The following is a 15,780-nucleotide window of genomic DNA, read 5'->3' on the forward strand; positions in this document are numbered from 1 at the left end:
GGCGACCGAACGGCCAGTGCGGCCCGCGGCAGGCGCTCCGGCTCGTGGGGCCGCGGGTGTCCGGGGTGGGGCGGCTCCGCTCACGGTTGCGGGTCAGCGCCGGATTCGCACCGGCTTCCCCCGCCGCGGGTGAACTGATGCCGGTCACTCTATCGGCGCAGAGGCGCGGTCCACGAGGCGGCAGGCCGTTTCGAGGTCCTGGTGGGCCTCGGCCAGCGTGATGTTCCCCGACAGCCAGTAGAGGAGCGTCGACTGCCAGGTGTGGGCGATGACCCGGAACGCGCTCAGGTTCCGCTCGGTCTCCGCGTCCGGCAGACCGGCCGCGTCCCGCAGCAGCGCCCCCGTCACCCGGGACACCGCGCTCACCTCCGCCCGCACCGAGCCGTCGGCGAACAGCAGCGCCCGCATCATCGCCTCGGTGAGGCGCGGCTCGCGCTGGTGGGCGCGGAAGGCGCGCTTGAGGGTGCGCAGCAGCCGGTCGCCCGGCTCCCGCTCGGTCAGCGGGCGCTCCCGCAGCGTCTCGTGCAACTGCTCCAACTGGTCGCACAGCACGGCCACCAGCAGGTGGATCTTGGACGGGAAGTACCGGTAGAGGGTGCCCAGGGCCACCTGCGCGCTCTCGGCGACCTCCCGCATCTGCACGGCGTCGAAGCCGCCGGCCGCGGCCAGTTCGGTGGTGGCGTCCAGGATGCGTCGCCTGCGGGCCCGCTGCCGTTCGGTCCGCGCGGGAGCGGAGGGCTGGGGTCGCGTCGTCATGGTGAAGGCTCCGGAGGCAGGCTCTGAAACTCGTTGCAGTTTACTCATCGCGCCCACGTGGTGATAATCACCTGACTTCGCGCATTCCGGCCGACGGACGGCGCGTTATCTTCAGTACCCGCGAGTAGCAGCTAAATGAAGGAGCGGGCGTGGCGGCTGAGGCTGGTGTGGATCGCCCCCTTCGAGTGGCGCTGCTCAGCTACAAGGGGAATCCGTTCTGCGGCGGCCAGGGCGTGTACGTCCGGCATCTCTCCCGCGAACTGGCCAGGCTGGGCCACCGGATCGAGGTGATCGGCGCACAGCCGTACCCGGTGCTCGACGAGGGGGTGACCCTCAGCGAGCTGCCGAGCCTCGACCTCTACCGGCAGCCGGACCCGTTCCGCACCCCGCGGCGCGACGAGTACCGCGACTGGGTCGACGTCCTGGAAGTCGCCACCATGTGGACCGGCGGCTTCCCCGAGCCCCTGACGTTCTCCCTCCGCGCCCGCCGCGAACTGGCGGCCCGCCGCGCCGACTTCGACGTCGTGCACGACAACCAGACCCTTGGCTACGGCCTGTTGGGCATCGAACGCCTCGGCCTGCCGCTGGTCACCACGATCCACCACCCCATCACGGTCGACCGCCGCCTGGACCTGGCCGCCGCCGGCAGCCGCAAGCGCCGCATGTCCGTGCGCCGCTGGTACGGCTTCACCCGCATGCAGAAACGTGTCGCCCGCCGTCTGCCGGTGGTGCTGACCGTCTCCGGCGCCTCCCGCCGCGAGATCGTCGAGGACTTCGCCGTCCCCCCGCAGCGCGTGCACGTCGTGCCCATCGGCGCCGACACCCGCGTCTTCCGCCCCGACCCGGCGACCCCCAAGGTGCCCGGCCGCATCGTCACCACCTCCAGCGCCAACGCGCCCCTGAAGGGCCTGGTCCACCTCGTCGAGGCGCTGGCCAAGCTCCGCACCGAGCAGCCCGGCGCCCACCTCGTCGTCATCGGCACCCGCCCGGAGGCCGGCCCGGTCGCCGACGCGATGGACCGCTTCGGACTGCACCGCTGCGTCGAGTTCCGCAAGGGCATCAGCGACGAGGAGCTCGCCGCCCTGGTGCGCGGCGCCGAGATCGCCTGCGTCCCCTCCCTCTACGAGGGCTTCTCGCTGCCCGCCGCCGAGGCCATGGCCTCCGGCACCCCGCTGGTCGCCACCACCGGCGGCGCCATCCCCGAGGTCGCCGGCCCCGACGGCGAGACCTGCCTCGCCGTACCGCCGGGCGACGCCGACGCGCTCGCCGCCGCCCTGGCGCGTCTCCTCGCCGACGAGGAACTGCGTACGAGAATCGCCCACGCGGGCCGCGAACGCGTGCTCCGCCGTTTCACCTGGGAGCAGGCCGCCCGCGCCACCGCGGACCATTACCGCGCCGCGCTGGCCGAGAAGACCGCTCGGGGCCAGACGCCCTCCGCGCACCGAAGGAGCTGACCACGTGCTGACCGTGGACTTCACCCGATTCCCGCTGGCACCGGGGGACCGGGTCCTCGACCTGGGCTGCGGCGAGGGCCGGCACGCCTTCGAGTGCTACCGGCGCGGCGCGCACGTCGTCGCCCTGGACCAGAACCCCAAGGATGTCGAGCACGTCGCCTCCTGGCTCGCCGCCATGAAGGAGGCGGGCGAGGCCCCCGCCGGCGCCACCGCCACCGCCATGGAGGGCGACGCCCTGGCGCTGCCCTTCCCCGACGACAGCTTCGACGCGCTGATCGTCTCCGAGGTCATGGAGCATGTGCCCGACGACAAGGGCCTGCTCGCCGAGGCCGTCCGCGTGCTGCGCCCCGGCGGCCGGATCGCCGTCTCCGTCCCGCGCTACGGCCCCGAACGCGTCTGCTGGGCGCTCTCCGACGCCTACCACGAGGTCGAGGGCGGCCACATCCGCATCTACCGCGGCGACGAACTGCTCGGCCGGCTCCGCGAGGCGGGCCTGCGCCCCTACGGCACCCACCACGCCCACGCGTTGCACGCGCCCTACTGGTGGCTCAAGTGCGCCTTCGGCGTCGACAACGACAAGGCGCTGCCCGTCCGCGCCTACCACAAGCTGCTGGTGTGGGACATCATGAAACGCCCGCTGGCGACCCGCGTCGCCGAGCAGGCGCTCAACCCGCTGCTCGGCAAGAGCTTCGTGGCCTACGCCACCAAGCCCCGCCTGGAGCATGCGTGACGAGCCCGGAACGCACCGAACGGCTCGCGCTGCCCGGAGTCCTGACCGCCGCCGAGGCCGCCGCCACCGCCGCCGGGATCGCCGCCACGCAGCGTGACGACGGCGCCATCCCGTGGTTCCGCGGTCACCACCTCGACCCGTGGGACCACGTCGAGGCGGCCATGGCCCTGGACAGCGCGGGCGAGCACGACCGCGCCGCCGCCGCCTACGAGTGGCTGGCCCGCCACCAGAACCCCGACGGCTCCTGGTACGCCGCCTATGCCGACGGCGACGCCGACCACCCGACGGACCTGGGCAAGGAGAGCAACTTCTGCGCCTATCCGGCCGTCGGCGTCCTCCACCACTACCTCGCCACCGGCGACGAGCTGTTCCGGCAGCGCATGTGGCCGATGGTCTCCGCCGCCGTCGAGTTCGTCCTCGGGCTCCAGCAGGACGGCGGCCAGCTCGGCTGGCGCCGCGACCCCGACGGCACCGCCGTGCCGGAGGCCCTGCTCACCGGCTCGTCCTCCATCTACCACGCCCTGCGCTGCGCCCTGGCCCTCGCCGAGCTGGAACGCGCCCCGCAGCCCGACTGGGAGCTGGCCGCCGGGCGCCTGGGGCACGCGGTGCGCCGCCACCCCGAGCGTTTCCTCAACAAGTCCCGGTACTCGATGGACTGGTACTACCCCGTCCTCGGCGGCGCGCTGCGCGGCCCGGAGGCCAGGGCCCGGCTGGAGAAGGACTGGGACGCCTTCGTCGTGCCCGACCTCGGCGTCCGCTGCGTCCTCAACAGACCCTGGGTCACCGGCGGCGAGAGCGCCGAGCTGGCCATCGCGCTGTGGGCGGCGGGCCTGCCCGAGCGGGCCACCGACATCCTGCGCTGGATCGGCCACCTGCGCGCCGAGGACGGCCTGTACTGGACGGGGTACGTCTACGCCGACGACGCCGTGTGGCCGACCGAGCTGACGAGCTGGACCGCCGGCTCGATCCTGCTGGCCGTGGCCGTGCTCACCGGCGACGAGCCCACGCGCGCCGTCTTCGGCGGCAGCAGCCTGCCGCGCGGCCTCGAACCCGACTGCTGCCGGGACTGAATCCCCGGCTGGTTCCGGGTTGGTTGCTGGCTGGTTCCGGGTTGGTTCCGGGACGGGAACGCCGTTTCTGTTCTCGCTTCTCGGCCTCTACCGCGACATCAGCCGCGCTGGATGCCCGAGGTGTCCTGGAGCACGCCGCGCCGCCCGTCCTGGGTCTGCGCCACCAGGGCCTGACCGCGCTGCTCGACCGCCAGGTACCAGGTGCCGGGGGCCAGCTCGGCGACCGGGGTCGGCGAGCCGTCCTCGCCGTACAGCGGCCGGGCGGCCGGGACGGCGAACCAGAACGGCTGGAAGTTGGGGTCGGTGCCGGTACCGGCGGCCGGGGCGGCCGGAACCGCCTGCGTCGGCTGGTACGACTGCGCCGCGCCGCCCGCCGACGGGTAGCCGTAGCCGGGCTGCTGCGCGCCGTAGGGCGCGCCGGGGCCGACCGGGCCGATGCCGCCGCCGCTCAGCGGGGCCTTCAGTGCGGGCACCAGCGGGGTGGCGACGGCGACACCCGCCAGCAGCAGGGCGGCCAGCAGGCCGATGATCAGGCCGGCGCCGACGTCGGCACCGTAGCCGCCGCCGAGCGCCCACAGCGCCGCCCAGGCGGAGGTGACCGTCAGGGCGATGCCCCACTGGCCCAGCTTCAGCCCGGCGATCTCCCGGTCCGGCTGCGGCAGGAACCTGGACCCGACGATGAGCCCGGCACCGACGATGCCGGCGAGGAAGATCGAGGGCAGGATCGGGAAGATGTCCGAGTCCCAGGCGTTGACGCCTTCGCTGCCGCCGCCGTATTCGCCGTAGTCCATCGTGTAGGTGTCCAGGAACGAGGCGATGAAGAGCAGGACCGCTGCTCCGATCACTACTGCGTCGCCTCGGGAGAGCGAGCGGTTGTTCACGTCAGATCCTTTGTCGTTATGGTCGTCATGGTCTGGTCAGATCTCGACTGGGCGAGGCCCCATCGTACGGATGTTGTCTCCCGGGGTCCCGGGGCAGGGGGCTTACTGTTTCCCAGGCGACACGCTTGTGATGCGGTCGTGACCTGGCGCCGGTCAACAGCCCTCGCCCGTACGTCTCAGCACGCGCAGCGAGCGGCAGGTGGTGACCTCCGCGAAGGCGCCGCTGTCCATGGCCCGCCGCCAGATCCGGTAGGGGGCCTGGCCCCCGTCGGCGGGGTCCGGGAACACGTCGTGGATCACCAGCAGACCGCCCTGGGCGAGCTGCGGCACCCAGCTCTCGTAGTCCGCGGTGGCATGGGCGTCGGTGTGGCCGCCGTCGATGAAGACCAGGCCGAACCGTCCGCCGCCGCCCCCGCCCAGCGCCGCCGCCGCCTGCGGGGACCGGCCCACCACGGCGACGACGTGCTCCTCCAGCCCGGCCGCCGCCAGGGTGCGGCGGAAGAACGGCAGGGTGTCCAGCCGGGTGGGATCCCAGGGGTCGGCCAGTTCCTTGTCGTGGTACTCCCAGCCGGGCTGCTGCTCCTCGCTGCCCCGGTGGTGGTCCACCGTGACCGCGACCGTGCCCGCGCGGCGGGCCGCGTCGGCGAGCAGCAGGGTGGAACGGCCGCAGTAGCTGCCGATCTCCAGCAGCGGCAGGCCCAGGCCGGACGCCACCTCGACGGCCGCCTCGTACAGCGCGCGGCCCTCGTCGGCCGGCATGAAGCCTTTCGCCGACTCGAAGGCGGCGAAGACGTCATTCGCCACTCGTCCCCCTGTGATCCCCGAGTTTGGCCCCCATGCTGCACCATGCGTCACGCCCGTCACCAGCCGGGGGTCAGCACGCACCCGAAATCAGCACACGCGTGAAAGCGGCGCCTGCTGGAGCGGGACCGGCTTGGTGACCGCCGGGGGCGCCGGTGCCCCGGGGGCGGCCGTCCCCGGAGCCGCTGCCGCCGGGGCCGCCGGTCCCGGAGCCGCCGTCCGCGGGGTGTCCGTTGCCGCGGCCTCCGTCTCCGTCTGCGTCTGCTTCTCCGACTCCGGCACCGGCTCCAACTCCGGCACCGGCTCCGACCGTGGCTGCGGCTGCGGCTGCGGCTGCGGGGCGGGGGCCGCGGGCTCGGGGACCGGCTCCGGCTCCGTCCCGGGCAGCGGGACCACGAGGCGGGCCAGGCCGCAGGGCACCTCGGGCGTGACGTACGGCAGCAGCAGGTCGCCGTCGGCCGTCCACCAGCCGGTGCCCGCCAGCCACCCCGCGGGCGCCGCGAGATGCCGCAACGCGCGCCGCTCCGGCCACCACACCGCCACCCAGTCCGCCTCCGCCGTCGTCATGCGCAGCGCGACCCCGCAGCTCTCGGGCACCAGCGCCTGCCCCGGCTGCGCGGCGAACGGCGTCATGCGCACCCCGTCCTCCGGGTGCAGCGCCTCGGGAAAGCGCACCGGCCGGTGGCTGCCCAGCACGCCCCACCCGATCCGGTCCGCGCCGGGCGCGTCCGAACGCACCAGCAGCAGGCCGCTGTCCGGATCGGCCAGCAGCAGCCGGTCGTTGCTGTCCTCGGCGATCCGCAGCAGTTCGGCGGGCTCGCCGCCGTGCTCCACGTCCACCGTCACCGTCCGGGTGCGGCCGGAGTCGTCCGTGCGGTCCAGCGCCAGCAGCCGGCCGGCCGCGTCCAGCCACGCGCCGCCCGAGCAGCGCCCGGCCAGCACCGCGACCAGCTCCGGCCCGAACGCCCCGCCGCACACCAGCCACAGCGCCGTGCCCGCACCCTCCGCCTGCGGCGCCAGCGCGTACACCCGCGCCCCGTCCGGGGCGGGCGGCAGCAGCGTCAGGTCCTCCGACTCCACGGCACCCAGCGGGAGTTCACCGGTGTCCGGGCCCGAGGGGTAGAGGAGCGCGAGGTGATGGCGGCCGTCCGCGCGGCGGCTGATGAGCACCCGCCCGTCGGCCAGCGGCACCAGCGGGGTGCCGGGCTCCTCGGGCTGGGTGCCCGGCAGCCGCACCGCGTACGGCTCGGGGCCGTCCAGCGTCCAGCGCTCGGGGCACCAGCCGTCGCCGCCGTCCCGGGCGACGAGGCGGGCCGCGTACGCGCCTCCCGCCGCGATCGTCAGAGGCTCCGGCTGTGGTGCTCGGGCCGTCATATGTCGCTCACCTCCAGCGAGGACGGTAGGGCTTCGTACTGCCAGCCGGACAACTCGGCTTCCGTGGCTTCACGCATAAGGGTGACGCTTCCCCGAATCCCATGATCAACTGGGGTCAGTTGTGCATGTCACTCGGGAGGCGGCCGGCAACCCGGAAGGGGCGGTTCCCGGGTCGCGCCGGGCAGGTAGCCTGGCCCCGTGCCCGTACTCTCCGACGTGATCACCGCGCTCGACACCCTATGGCCTCGCGAGCAGGCCGAGCAGTGGGACGCCGTCGGCCCGGTGTGCGGGGACCCGGAGGCGGAGGTCGGCCGCGTGCTGTTCGCCGTCGACCCGGTCCAGGAGATCGCCGACGAGGCCGTCGCCCTCGGCGCCGGCCTGCTCGTCACCCACCACCCGCTCTACCTGCGCGGCACCACCACGGTCGCGGCCGACACGTTCAAGGGCCGCGTCGTGCACACCCTGATCCGGCACGGCGTCGCGCTGTACGTGGCGCACACCAACGCCGACCGCGCCGACCCCGGCGTCTCCGACGCCCTCGCCGCCGCCCTCGACCTGCGCGTCACCGGGCCCCTCGTCCCCGACCCCGGCGACCCGGCCGGGCGGCGCGGCCTCGGCCGGGTGTGCGAGCTCGACGTTCCGCTGACCCTGGCCGAGTTCACCGCGCTCGCCGCCCGGCGGCTGCCCGCCACCGCGCAGGGCGTCCGGTCCGCCGGCGACCCCGACCGGACCGTCCGCACGGTCGCCGTGTGCGGCGGCTCGGGCGACGGGCTGTTCGCGGAGGTCCGCGCGGCCGGCGTCGACGCGTTCCTCACCGCGGACCTGCGCCACCACCCCGCGTCCGAGGCCCGTGAGCACTCGCCGCTCGCCCTCGTCGACGCCGCCCACTGGGCGACGGAGTGGCCCTGGTGCGAACAGGCGGCGGCCCAGCTGGACGCCGTTTCGGAACGGCACGGCTGGGGACTCCGCACGCACGTGTCGTACCGGGTGACCGACCCCTGGCGCACCCACCACCCCTCCCGCCACACCAGCGAAGGAGCCCCCAACTGAACGCCGCGCCCGCCGATCAGATCCGTCTGCTGGACGTCCAGGCACTCGACGTCCGGCTGACCCAGCTCGCGCACCGGCGCGAAACCCTGCCCGAGCACGCCGAGATCCGGGCGCTGGACAGCGACATCGCCCAGCAGCGCGCCCTGTTGGTGGCCGCGCGGACCGAGGAGAGCGACACCGCCCGCGAGCAGACCAAGGCCGAGCAGGACGTCGACCAGGTGCGCCAGCGCGCCGCCCGCGACCAGCAGCGCCTCGACTCCGGGATGGTCACCAGCCCCAAGGACCTGGAGAGTCTGCAGAGCGAGATCGCCTCGCTCGCCAAGCGGCAGGACGACCTGGAGACCATCGTCCTCGACATCATGGAGCGGCAGGAGGCCGCCCAGGCCCGTGCCAAGGAACTGGCCGCGAAGCTGGAGGAGTTGGAGGCCAAGGCCGCCGACGCCGCCGGCCGCCGCGACGCCGCGCTGAGCGAGATCGAGACCGAGACGGCGGCGGTCCGCGCCGAGCGCGCCCGCATGGCGGAGGCGGTCCCGGCCGACCTGCTGAAGCTCTACGAGAAGCTGCGCGAGCAGCAGGGCGGCGTCGGCGCGGCCCGGCTCTACCAGCGGCGCTGCGAGGGCTGCCGCCTGGAGCTGAACATCACCGAGCTCAACGAGGTCCGCGCCGCCGCCCCCGACGAGGTGGTGCGCTGCGAGAACTGCCGCCGCATCCTGGTGCGCACCCCCGACTCGGGGCTGTGAGCGCGGAGATGCGCGAGCTGATCGTCGAGGCGGACGGCGGCTCCCGGGGGAACCCGGGGCCCGCCGGATACGGCGCCGTGGTGCGCGACGCGGCGACCGGCGAGGTGCTGGCGGAGACCGCCGAGTTCATCGGCCGGGCGACCAACAACGTCGCGGAGTACCGGGGGTTGATCGCCGGGCTCCGGGCGGCGCGGGAGGCCGACCCGGACGCGGTGGTGCGGGTGCGGATGGACTCCAAGCTGGTCGTCGAGCAGATGTCGGGCCGCTGGCAGATCAAGCACCCCGACATGCGCCCGCTGGCGCTCCAGGCCCGCGGCGTCTTCCCGCCCGGGTCCGTGACGTACGAGTGGATCCCGCGCGAGCGGAACAAGCACGCGGACCGGCTGGCCAACGAGGCGATGGACGCCGGGCGGCGCGGCGAGCAGTGGGCGCCGAAACCCGCCGCCGCCCCGGTCGCGGCGGCCGGTGTTCCTGATGTCACCGGTGCCGCCGGTGCCACGGGTGACACCGGCGGCACCGAAGTCGCCCGGGCCGAGGCCGAGTTGCCGCCCCCCGTGGGCTGGGGCCCGGCCGGTGGCACGCCGACCACGTTCCTGCTGCTGCGGCACGGCGAGACGTCGTTCACCGCCCGCAAGGCGTTCTCCGGCAGCGGCGGCGAGGACCCCGACCTGTCCGCCACGGGCCGCGCGCAGGCCGAGGCCGCCGCCGAGGCCCTCGCCCACACCGGGGTACAGGCCGTCGTCACCTCGCCGCTGGCCCGCTGCCGCCAGACCGCGCAGCCGCTCGCCGACCGGCTCGGCCTCGACGTGCGCGTCGAAGAGGGCTTCCGCGAAACGGACTTCGGGGCCTGGGAGGGCCTGACCTTCGCCGAGATCCAGCAGCGGCACCCGCGTGACCTGGCGGCGTGGCTGGCCTCGCCCGACGCCCGGCCCTCCGGCGGCGGCGAGAGCTTCGCGACCGTCGCGCGGCGGGTGGCGGTGGCCCGGGACAAGACCCTGGCCCGGTACGCCGGGCGGACCGTTCTCGTCGTCTCGCACGTCACGCCCGTCAAGACGCTGGTCCGGCTGGCGCTGGGGGCGCCCGCGCAGTCAATGTTCCGCATGGAGCTGTCCCCGGCCGCGCTGTCCGAGGTGGCGTACTTCCCCGACGGGAACGCCTCGTTGCGGCGGTTCAACGACACCGCCCACCTGCGTACGGCGCGGCTCACAGTTCCGTGACGACGATGTCCATCCGGCCCGGCGCGCCCTCGTACGTCTCCACCACGTAGCCGAGGTCGCGCACCGCCCCGGCCAGCTTCGCGGGGGTGCGCGGCAGCGGCCCGGCCTCCAGCAGGGCGCGGACCACGCGGCCCTTGGTCGCCTTGTTGAAGTGGCTCACCACCGACCGCTTCTCCACGCCGTCCACCAGCCGCGCCTGGAGCACCCGCACCGTCACCGTGCGCCGCGCCAGGTCGCCGGTGGGCCGCCACATCGCCGCGTACGCGGACGACCGCAGGTCCAGCACCGGCCCGGCACCGGCCGCCTCCGGCAGCGCCTCGCCCAGCGGCCCCTTCCAGAACCCGGCCAGCGGCCCGAGCCCCGGCAGCCTCACCGCGCCGGAGCAGCGGTAGGCCGGGATCCGGTCGGTGACCCGCACCGCGCCCCACAGGCCCGAGAAGATCAGCAGCGACTCCCGCGCCCGCCGCCTGGCCGCCGGGCTGAGCGCCGCCAGGCCGAGCGCGTCGTACAGCACCCCCGTGTACAGCTGCCCGGCCGGGCGGGCCGGGGCCGTGCGCAGCGCCGCGTTCCGCGCCACCTCACCGGCGAGGCCCTCGCTGAGCCCCAGCACCTCGCGCGCCTTGGCCGTGGCGTCCGCGTCGCCGGAGCAGAGCGCGATCAGCTCCTCCAGCACCCGCTCGCGCGCCGGGGCCAGCCCCGGCAGCGACAGCGTCGCCGGATCGAGCGGGGCGCCCCGCGTCGCGCCGGTCTTCCCCTCGGACGGCGGCAGCAGCACCAGCACGTGCGTCACTCCTTCTCGTTCGGCTCTTGCCCCACGGGACGATACTTGCCGCATGAACGGCACCGGGGACCACGCGCGGTGGCGGCGGATCGCCCTCGGCCCGGGCGACCGTCCGCTCGACCTGATGACCGCCCGGTTCGCCCGGCACCGCTACGCGCCGCACGCGCACGAGGAGTTCGCCATCGGCGCGTGCACCGCCGGTCTGGAGTCCATCCGTTACCGGGGCGCGGACCACCTCGCCGGGCCCGGCACCGTCGTCGTCATCCAGCCCGGCGAGGCCCACACCGGCGGCCCGGCAGACCGCCGGGGCCTGGCGTACCGCGTGCTGTACCCGGTGCCCGGCCTGGTCGCGGAGGGCGTCCGGGGGCGTCCCTGGTTCCCCGACCCCGTGGTGCACGACCCCGAGCTGGCCGTCGCGCTCGCCCGGATCCACGCCGGCGCGGAGGACGGGCTGCGCACCGAGTCCGCGCTGCTGTGTCTGTTCGCCGCCCTCGCCTGCCGCTGGGCCGGGACCCGCCCGGTGGCGGCGGCGCCCGGTGGGCACCGCATCGCGCGCGCCGTGCGCACCCGGCTCGCGGACGAGCTGCGCACGCCGCCCTCGCTGGCGGAGATCGCCGCCGGCCTCGGGCTCTCGCGGTGGCAGGTGCTGCGCGCCTTCCGCGAGGCCGAGGGCATGCCGCCGTACGCCTGGCTGGCCCAGTACCGGGTCACCCGGGCGCGTGGACTGCTCGACGCGGGACACCGCCCGGCCGAGGCCGCCGCGCTGGTCGGCTTCGCGGACCAGGCCCATCTGACGCGCTGGTTCCGCCGCGTGCTGGGCGTCACGCCGGGCGCGTACCGCAACAGCGTTCAAGACGCGATCCGCCGCCCCGGCTGATGCTGGAGCCATGTCTCCGCGTGGCTGGACCCTGTTCGCCCTGATGAGCGTCATCTGGGGCATCCCCTACCTGATGATCAAGGTCGCCGTCGACGGCGTGTCCGTCCCGGTGGTCGTCTTCGCCCGCACCGCGATCGGCGCCCTGCTCCTGCTGCCCCTCGCCTGGCGCGAGCTGCCCCGGCTGCGGCCGTACGCGGTGCCCGTCGGGGCGTTCGCCTGCTGCGAGATCATCGGGCCCTGGTTCCTGCTCTCGGACGCCGAACGGCACCTGTCCAGCTCCATGACCGGCCTGCTGATCGCGTCCGTCCCGGTCGTCGCCGTCGTCCTCGCCCGGCTGACCGGTGGCCGTGAACAGCTCGGCGCCCGCCGCTGGACCGGGCTCGCCATCGGCCTGGCGGGCGTCGCGGTGCTGGCCGCCCCGCAGCTCGGCGGCGGCAGCGCCTGGTCGGTGACCGAGGTGCTGCTGACCGCCGTGGGCTACGCGGGCGCCCCGCTGATCGCGGCCCGCGCGCTGCGCGAGGTCCCCACCCTCCCGCTGACGGCCGCCTGCCTCAGCCTGGCCGCCCTGGTCTACGCCCCGCCCGCCCTGGCGTCGTGGCCCGCCGCGACGCCCTCGCGGGAGGTCCTCCTCTCGCTCGCCGGCCTGGGGGTGATCTGCACGGCGCTGGGCTTCGTGGTCTTCCTCGAACTGATCCGGGAGGTCAGCGCCTCGCGGGCGATGGTCTTCACCTACGTCAACCCGGCCGTGGCCGTCGCCGCCGGCGTCGCGTTCCTCGACGAGCCCCTGACAGGCACGATCCTGGCCGCCTTCGCTCTGATCCTGGCGGGCTCGTTCCTGGCCACGGGTAGGATGGCCACTACGGCGGACGAGCCGGCCGGGCGGCCGCGTCGGGATCCCCTGGATCTCGCCGAGGAACGTCCGGGCTCCACAGGGCAGGGTGGTAGGTAACGCCTACCTGGGGTGACCCACGGGAAAGTGCCACAGAAAGCAGACCGCCGGGACGTCGCGTCCCGGTAAGGGTGAAACGGTGGTGTAAGAGACCACCAGCGCCCAGGGTGACCTGGGCGGCTCGGTAAACCCCACCCGGAGCAAGGTCAAGAGGGGCCGTCGCCCAGACGACCCTGCGCGGACGACCGAGGGCTGCCCGCCCGAGTCCGCGGGTAGACCGCTTGAGGCCGGTGGCGACACCGACCCTAGATGGATGGCCGCCTCCTCCCGGGCCGCAAGACCCCGGAGCGACAGAACCCGGCGTACAGGCCGACTCGTCCGCCACCACCTCGTTTCCCCAGGTCGGAGCGGGTGTCCGCGCCGTTCGGTACCTGCGGGGTCCTTTTGGTGTGCCGGCCGTTGCACGGACCGGCTCACCTCGCGACCGCGATGGTGGGGGCCTCACGTCACCAGTGCGTCTGGTCTGTGTGGGGAGGGTGGGGATGTCTCCACGCGTCGAGCAGTGGTGAGTGCGGCCGGCGGGTCTGCTCAGGTGAGGAGTTTCGCGAGCTGGGCCATCTCGGTGGGTGGGTCGATCACCGGCTGGATGAGGAGTTCGTCGACGCCGGCCTGTTCCAGGGTGGTGATGCGGGCGAGGAGGTCGTCGCGGGTGCCGACCAGGGCCAGGGTGTTCATCAGCGAGGGCAGGACCAGGTCCCGGTCCTGCGGCGCGATGCGTCCGAGGTAGTTGGGGTAGAGCTTGGTGTACCGGTCCGGCGCGGTGGCGGTGGTGCCGCGCCGGCCGAGGAGCCGCCGCACCGCCTCGCGTTCCCCGGGGCCGAGTTGGTCGGCGAAGGCGGGTGTGTCGGCGGCGTATGCCAGCAGTGACAGGGCGAGGTGGCCGGTCGCGTCCCGGGCTGCGTCGCCGTGGGGGTCCTCGTCCTCGTTGAGGACGTGCAGCGCGGTGACCAGGTACGAGTCGGGGTCGCCGGGTGTGCCTTGGGCGGTGTGGCGGCGGGCGTCGTGCAGCGCGTGCCAGGCGGTGGGGTCCAGCAGGCCGAAGGAGATGAGGCCGGTGCCGCGGCGGCCGGCGACGGCGGCGGCCTTCGGTCCGAGGGCGGCCACGACGAACTCGATCGGGTCGGCGGTGTTCACGTGCCCGCCGGTGTGCAGGAACCGGATGTCGCGGACCCGGTCGCCTTCGCGGTACTCGGTCGTGCGTCCGGCGCACAGGTCCTGCAGTGCGGCGGTGAAGTTCTCCAGCGTGGCCGCCGTGGCCGGCCGCATGCCCAGGGTGCGCCGGGCGGTGTTTCCGGTGCCGACCCCGCAGATGATCCGGCCCGGGGCCAGGGCGTTGAGGCTGGCGAACCCGCTCGCGGCGGCCGGGGCCGAGCGCAGTGCCGGTGAGGTCACGCCGATGCCGAGCCTGATGCGACGGGTGGCCCTCGCACACAGGCTCAGGGCAACGAAGGGGTCGCCGTGGACCATCGGGGTGTCGTGGACCCAGAAGCTGTGCAAGCCCAACTCCTCGGCCCGCACGGCGAGATCCTCCACACCGGGGTGCGCGGCGACCACGATGCCGACACGCATCAGAACCTCCGAGGTGTGAGGAACGAATCCGACCTGCTCAGCATGACAGGCCCCCGGCGGCCACAGCGGACCAGGTCCAGGCCTCCGACCAGGCCGAACCGGCGCCCGTAGATGTCCGGATCATCCGCTGCATACCTCGACACGCCGATCGAGGTCACGCCAAGGGGGAGAGAGCAACCCACTGGCTGGACTGGTACAACTACCACCGACCCCCCGGCCAGCCGCGTCACCCACCTCCCCGGACAGCACAACTGGATCCCGGTCGGAAGGTGCGCGCGTGTTCAGTGGTCGCCGAGCCTCCGCAGGTCCGACCTGGTGATCGTCGTGGTGACGAGGAGGTCGGTGATGAGGTTGTGGTTGAGCGCGTTTCCCGCCGGAGGGGGGACCTCCTTCTCCAGCAGGCCGTGAACGCCCTGTCTGCTCAGGTTCTTGCGCACTTTCGCCACAACGCGAGCGGCCCGCTTCTGGGTCCATGCCTTCTTCGGGCCGAGGGCGTTCAGCTCGTCCGCGACCTGGCCCCAGGTGAGAGGTTGTGGATGCGGGTCGTCACGCAGGTATCGCTGGGCGAGGCAGACGAGCACCAGCTTCTCCGTCTCGCTCAGATCGCGCGCGTCGTCGCCGGTCTTCTCGTCGTACACCTCGCGTCCCCTCCCCGGTTCGGACCGTGGCGTCGGCGCGGCGATGCGGACTTCCAGCAGGTGCTCCTGGCGGGGGGCGACGATGAACAACGGGGTGTATCCGGTCGGCAGTTCGACCTGGTCACCGCCGAGCACCAGCCGCGAGCCGGGGAAACGGATGGGCGCTCGGCCGGTGTTGGTCAGCATCCAGCGCGAGTACTCGCGCGTGATCAGTCCTTGTCGGCGGCTGACGTGCTTGTCGTGCCCGCCGACACAGACGTGGACGTCCGGCTCGTTGCGTCCGAAGAACAGCGGGAAGCCGGCATCCGGCGTCACGCTCATTCCCCCGTTCGCCCCCAGCACGAACAGCGTGCCGGGCTGGGGCGGCGCTCCGCCCGTGGGAGGTCCGCTGTTGAGGCTGCCGGTGCCCTTCGGCAGGAAAGTGACCTTGCTGCCCATGGTTGTGGCCCCCTTCTCGGTCAGAGCGTGGCTCACGTTAGCCGTCAGGGATCGGGAGGGGTCCTCGACCGGAGTGCTATGCGCTTGTGCCGGCTGGCGATTCGGCCAGCGCGGTCTCACCACCCGCTTCGACGCCGTAGGGCCCGCCCGACAGGTAGGAAGGAGGGACATTCGGGTCGGGCGACTGTCTCTCCTGGGACTCCCTGCCGTCCACCACGACGCGGTAGGTGACTTCCCCGTAGTGGGTGAAGTCGAGGCTCCAGGCGACACTGCCCGTTTCTCTCGGCGCTTCCGCGGTCTCGCGCCAGGGCAGGTTCACGTTCTCCAGGGTGGTCGGCCGGCCGTTGACGGCGTAGATCAGCGTCGGAAGCGGCCCGTCGCCGCTGATCTCGAATTCCACCGCGACGGGTTCGGGCTCTGGAGTGGGTGTGGGGGTGGGGGTGTGTGACGGGGAC

Annotated in this window: 15 protein-coding genes, 1 other RNA gene, 1 pseudogene and 1 riboswitch; of the genes and pseudogenes, 9 read left to right on the plus strand and 8 right to left on the minus strand. The window is 73.8% G+C overall.

Going from position 1 to position 15,780, the window contains the following annotated elements:
* Positions 1-54: 54 nt before the first annotated feature.
* Positions 55-121, minus strand: a riboswitch (cobalamin riboswitch).
* A gap of 23 nt (positions 122-144) precedes the next feature.
* Complete coding sequence (locus tag ACSNOC_RS12350; protein WP_436747412.1) at positions 145-756, minus strand: TetR family transcriptional regulator; 612 nt, start codon at positions 754-756, stop codon at positions 145-147.
* A 149-nt stretch (positions 757-905) separates the two neighbouring features.
* Here ACSNOC_RS12350 and ACSNOC_RS12355 point away from each other — a divergent pair, with 149 nt between their 5' ends.
* Genes ACSNOC_RS12355 through ACSNOC_RS12365 form a run of 3 tightly spaced genes read left to right on the plus strand, consistent with a single transcriptional unit; the run spans position 906 to position 4,010 of the window.
* Positions 906-2,210: a glycosyltransferase family 4 protein gene (locus tag ACSNOC_RS12355; RefSeq protein WP_436747413.1), complete on the plus strand. Its 1,305-nt coding sequence runs from the start codon at positions 906-908 to the stop codon at positions 2,208-2,210.
* Between the two features lie 4 nt (positions 2,211-2,214).
* On the plus strand, positions 2,215-2,940 hold the full coding sequence (locus ACSNOC_RS12360) for a methyltransferase domain-containing protein (protein WP_436747414.1): 726 nt from the start codon (positions 2,215-2,217) through the stop codon (positions 2,938-2,940).
* Positions 2,937-4,010 carry a prenyltransferase gene (locus ACSNOC_RS12365; RefSeq protein ID WP_436747415.1) on the plus strand — a complete coding sequence of 358 codons (1,074 nt, stop codon included), beginning with the start codon at positions 2,937-2,939 and terminating at the stop codon, positions 4,008-4,010. The genes ACSNOC_RS12360 and ACSNOC_RS12365 overlap by 4 nt, the downstream gene beginning before the upstream one ends.
* Positions 4,011-4,108: 98 nt before the next feature.
* Here the strand turns inward: ACSNOC_RS12365 and ACSNOC_RS12370 are convergent, their stop codons facing one another.
* From ACSNOC_RS12370 to ACSNOC_RS12380, 3 genes are all read right to left on the minus strand, one after another.
* Positions 4,109-4,891, minus strand: coding sequence for a DUF5336 domain-containing protein (locus ACSNOC_RS12370; protein WP_436747416.1), 783 nt, complete (start codon positions 4,889-4,891; stop codon positions 4,109-4,111).
* Between the two features lie 153 nt (positions 4,892-5,044).
* The gene (locus ACSNOC_RS12375; RefSeq protein WP_436747423.1) at positions 5,045-5,650 is read right to left on the minus strand and encodes a class I SAM-dependent methyltransferase; all 606 of its coding nucleotides are present in this window, start codon (positions 5,648-5,650) and stop codon (positions 5,045-5,047) included.
* A 132-nt stretch (positions 5,651-5,782) separates the two neighbouring features.
* Positions 5,783-7,066 carry a hypothetical protein gene (locus ACSNOC_RS12380; RefSeq protein ID WP_436747417.1) on the minus strand — a complete coding sequence of 428 codons (1,284 nt, stop codon included), beginning with the start codon at positions 7,064-7,066 and terminating at the stop codon, positions 5,783-5,785.
* 198 nt (positions 7,067-7,264) lie between these two features.
* Here ACSNOC_RS12380 and ACSNOC_RS12385 point away from each other — a divergent pair, with 198 nt between their 5' ends.
* The 3 genes from ACSNOC_RS12385 to ACSNOC_RS12395 are packed head-to-tail and all read left to right on the plus strand — an operon-like array spanning position 7,265 to position 10,073.
* Positions 7,265-8,116, plus strand: a complete 852-nt coding sequence (locus ACSNOC_RS12385) for a Nif3-like dinuclear metal center hexameric protein (protein WP_436747418.1) — start codon at positions 7,265-7,267, stop codon at positions 8,114-8,116.
* Positions 8,113-8,856 (plus strand): zinc ribbon domain-containing protein, encoded by a 744-nt coding sequence (locus tag ACSNOC_RS12390; RefSeq protein WP_436747424.1) that lies wholly within the window; start codon positions 8,113-8,115, stop codon positions 8,854-8,856. The genes ACSNOC_RS12385 and ACSNOC_RS12390 overlap by 4 nt, the downstream gene beginning before the upstream one ends.
* An 8-nt stretch (positions 8,857-8,864) precedes the next feature.
* Positions 8,865-10,073 carry a bifunctional RNase H/acid phosphatase gene (locus ACSNOC_RS12395; protein WP_436747425.1) on the plus strand — a complete coding sequence of 403 codons (1,209 nt, stop codon included), beginning with the start codon at positions 8,865-8,867 and terminating at the stop codon, positions 10,071-10,073.
* Here ACSNOC_RS12395 and yaaA read toward each other — a convergent pair.
* On the minus strand, positions 10,060-10,854 hold the full coding sequence (yaaA, locus tag ACSNOC_RS12400; RefSeq protein ID WP_436747426.1) for a peroxide stress protein YaaA: 795 nt from the start codon (positions 10,852-10,854) through the stop codon (positions 10,060-10,062). The genes ACSNOC_RS12395 and yaaA overlap by 14 nt on opposite strands.
* A 52-nt stretch (positions 10,855-10,906) precedes the next feature.
* On the opposite strand from yaaA, the gene ACSNOC_RS12405 reads away from it, so the two are divergent.
* From ACSNOC_RS12405 to rnpB, 3 genes and pseudogenes are all read left to right on the plus strand, one after another.
* Positions 10,907-11,731: an AraC family transcriptional regulator gene (locus ACSNOC_RS12405; RefSeq protein ID WP_436747419.1), complete on the plus strand. Its 825-nt coding sequence runs from the start codon at positions 10,907-10,909 to the stop codon at positions 11,729-11,731.
* Positions 11,732-11,804: 73 nt separating this feature from the next.
* Positions 11,805-12,512, plus strand: a pseudogene (locus tag ACSNOC_RS12410) (DMT family transporter); the annotation flags it as partial.
* Between the two features lie 86 nt (positions 12,513-12,598).
* Positions 12,599-13,001: RNase P RNA component class A (gene rnpB, locus ACSNOC_RS12415), an RNA gene on the plus strand.
* A 207-nt stretch (positions 13,002-13,208) separates the two neighbouring features.
* Here the strand turns inward: rnpB and ACSNOC_RS12420 are convergent.
* The 3 genes from ACSNOC_RS12420 to ACSNOC_RS12430 form a co-directional block, all read right to left on the minus strand.
* The gene (locus ACSNOC_RS12420; RefSeq protein ID WP_436747420.1) at positions 13,209-14,249 is read right to left on the minus strand and encodes an LLM class flavin-dependent oxidoreductase; all 1,041 of its coding nucleotides are present in this window, start codon (positions 14,247-14,249) and stop codon (positions 13,209-13,211) included.
* A gap of 281 nt (positions 14,250-14,530) precedes the next feature.
* On the minus strand, positions 14,531-15,325 hold the full coding sequence (locus ACSNOC_RS12425) for a hypothetical protein (RefSeq protein WP_436747421.1): 795 nt from the start codon (positions 15,323-15,325) through the stop codon (positions 14,531-14,533).
* Positions 15,326-15,401: 76 nt separating this feature from the next.
* Positions 15,402-15,780, minus strand: a 379-nt coding sequence (locus ACSNOC_RS12430) for a hypothetical protein (RefSeq protein WP_436747422.1), incomplete at its 5' end; no start/stop codon positions are given.

Origin of the sequence: Streptomyces sp. URMC 129 (assembly GCF_051386415.1) — a bacterium.
Lineage (GTDB): Bacteria > Actinomycetota > Actinomycetes > Streptomycetales > Streptomycetaceae > Streptomyces.

What these genes read in the sequence shown, in the direction of transcription:
- ACSNOC_RS12420 (WP_436747420.1), bottom strand. Translation starts at nt 14,249, where the DNA reads ATGCGTGTCGGCATCGTGGTCGCCGCGCACCCCGGTGTGGAGGATCTC.
- ACSNOC_RS12425 (WP_436747421.1), bottom strand. Translation starts at nt 15,325, where the DNA reads ATGGGCAGCAAGGTCACTTTCCTGCCGAAGGGCACCGGCAGCCTCAAC.
- ACSNOC_RS12395 (WP_436747425.1), top strand. Translation starts at nt 8,865, where the DNA reads ATGCGCGAGCTGATCGTCGAGGCGGACGGCGGCTCCCGGGGGAACCCG.
- ACSNOC_RS12405 (WP_436747419.1), top strand. Translation starts at nt 10,907, where the DNA reads ATGAACGGCACCGGGGACCACGCGCGGTGGCGGCGGATCGCCCTCGGC.
- ACSNOC_RS12380 (WP_436747417.1), bottom strand. Translation starts at nt 7,066, where the DNA reads ATGACGGCCCGAGCACCACAGCCGGAGCCTCTGACGATCGCGGCGGGA.
- ACSNOC_RS12375 (WP_436747423.1), bottom strand. Translation starts at nt 5,650, where the DNA reads ATGCCGGCCGACGAGGGCCGCGCGCTGTACGAGGCGGCCGTCGAGGTG.
- ACSNOC_RS12350 (WP_436747412.1), bottom strand. Translation starts at nt 756, where the DNA reads ATGACGACGCGACCCCAGCCCTCCGCTCCCGCGCGGACCGAACGGCAG.